This window comes from Pseudoduganella danionis (assembly GCF_009720775.1).
GTDB classification, from domain to species: Bacteria; Pseudomonadota; Gammaproteobacteria; order Burkholderiales; family Burkholderiaceae_D; genus Rugamonas; species Rugamonas danionis.
The window spans coordinates 1-1,622 of the sequence record NZ_WNKW01000022.1; the positions used below are offsets into that span (position 1 = coordinate 1).

A 1,622-nucleotide genomic window follows, 5' to 3' on the forward strand; every position below is an offset into this window, starting at 1 on the left:
GGCGTGCTGAGCACGGCGCAAATCGTTGCGCTGAGCAGCAATGCACTGGCCGCCATGGAGACGGCCGACTTCGCTGCGCTGCGTTCGGACGCGTTTGGCGCGCTCACGGCGGCCCAGCTCAAAGCCCTGAATAGTGCCCAACTGGTCGCCTTGAGCACCGCGCAAGCGGCAGCCATGACCACGCAACAACTGGCCGCGCTCACGCCGAGCGCCTTGTCCGGTCTGGAAACGGTGGACCTGTCGGCCATCAAGACGGCCACGATCGCTGCGCTGAGCAGCGCACAGGCAGCCGCACTGACGACGGATCAGGTAACGTCGCTGGGTACGGCTTCGGTGACGGCGCTCAGCGCTGGCGCGGTAGCCGCCTTTAATAGCGCGCAGATCGTGGCGCTGACGTCCGACCAGTTCGCTGCCATGACGACGGCGCAAACCAGCGCGCTGGGCACGGCAGCCATTGCAGCGATCGATGTGGCCGATCTGGCCGGCATCACCACGGCCAATGTGGCCGTGCTGCGCAGTGCACAAGTGGCAGCCCTGGGCACGGCCCAGGTCGCGGCCCTGAGCACGGGCCAGGTCGCCGCCTTCGGTTCGAATCAGGTGGCAGCGCTGAATACGGCGCAGATCGTGGCATTGACTACGGCCCAGGCCAGCGTACTGAGCGCCACTCAGGTAGTGGGTCTGGGCAGCAATGCCATGGCCGCACTGGAAACGGCGGATGTGGCGGCTCTGGCCACGGCCACGGTGGCGGCCCTGAGCGCCGCTCAGGCCAAGGCGCTGACCAGCGCGCAGGTCGTGGCGCTGGGTACGGCCCAGGCTGCAGCACTGGGAACGGCCCATATCGCTGCGCTGAATGCGGCCGCACTGGGCGCACTGGAAACGGTGGATCTGGCTGCCATCAAGACGGCCAGCCTGGCCGCTCTGGGCAGTGCCCAGGTGGCCGCACTGACGACGGCCCAGGTAGCTTCGCTGTCGAGCGCAGCGATTGCCGCGCTGAGCGTGGCGGCCGTGGGGGCACTCAATACGGACCAGATGGTGGCGCTGAGCTCGGATCAGATTCTGAATCTGAGCACGGCCCAGGTGAATGCCCTGACGGTGGCGGCCATCGGCGCCATCGAAGTGGCGGATCTGGATGGCCTGAGCACGGCCCAGATGGCGCTGCTGCGCACGGCCCAGATCGCGGGCCTGAGCACGGCCCAGATTGCTGGCCTCAGCACAGGCCAGACGGCTGCGCTGAGCTCGAGCCAGTTTGGCGCGCTCGGCACCAAGCAGATCGCTGCGCTGACCACGGCGCAGGCCAGCCAGATTTCGGCCACGCAGGTTGCCGGTCTGGGTACGAATGCGATGGGCGCACTAGCCACGGCTGATCTGGCGGTAATGGCCACGGCCACGGTGGCGGCGCTGAGCGCAGCCCAGATGAAGGCCTTGAACAGCGACCAGATTGCTGCGCTGAATACGGCCCAGGCCGCTGCCTTGGGCACGGCCCAGGTGCTGGCGCTGACCCCGGCCAGCATCGCAGCACTGGAAACGGCCGATCTGGCAGAAATCCGCACGGCGGCCATCGCGGCGCTGACGACGGCCCAGGTGGCCGGCATGAGCACCAACCAGATCAACACGCTGAGCAC

General features: G+C 67.8%; 1 pseudogene. It reads left to right on the plus strand.

From position 1 onward, the window contains the following. Positions 1-1,622: pseudogene (locus GM655_RS22815) on the plus strand (heme utilization protein); the annotation flags it as partial.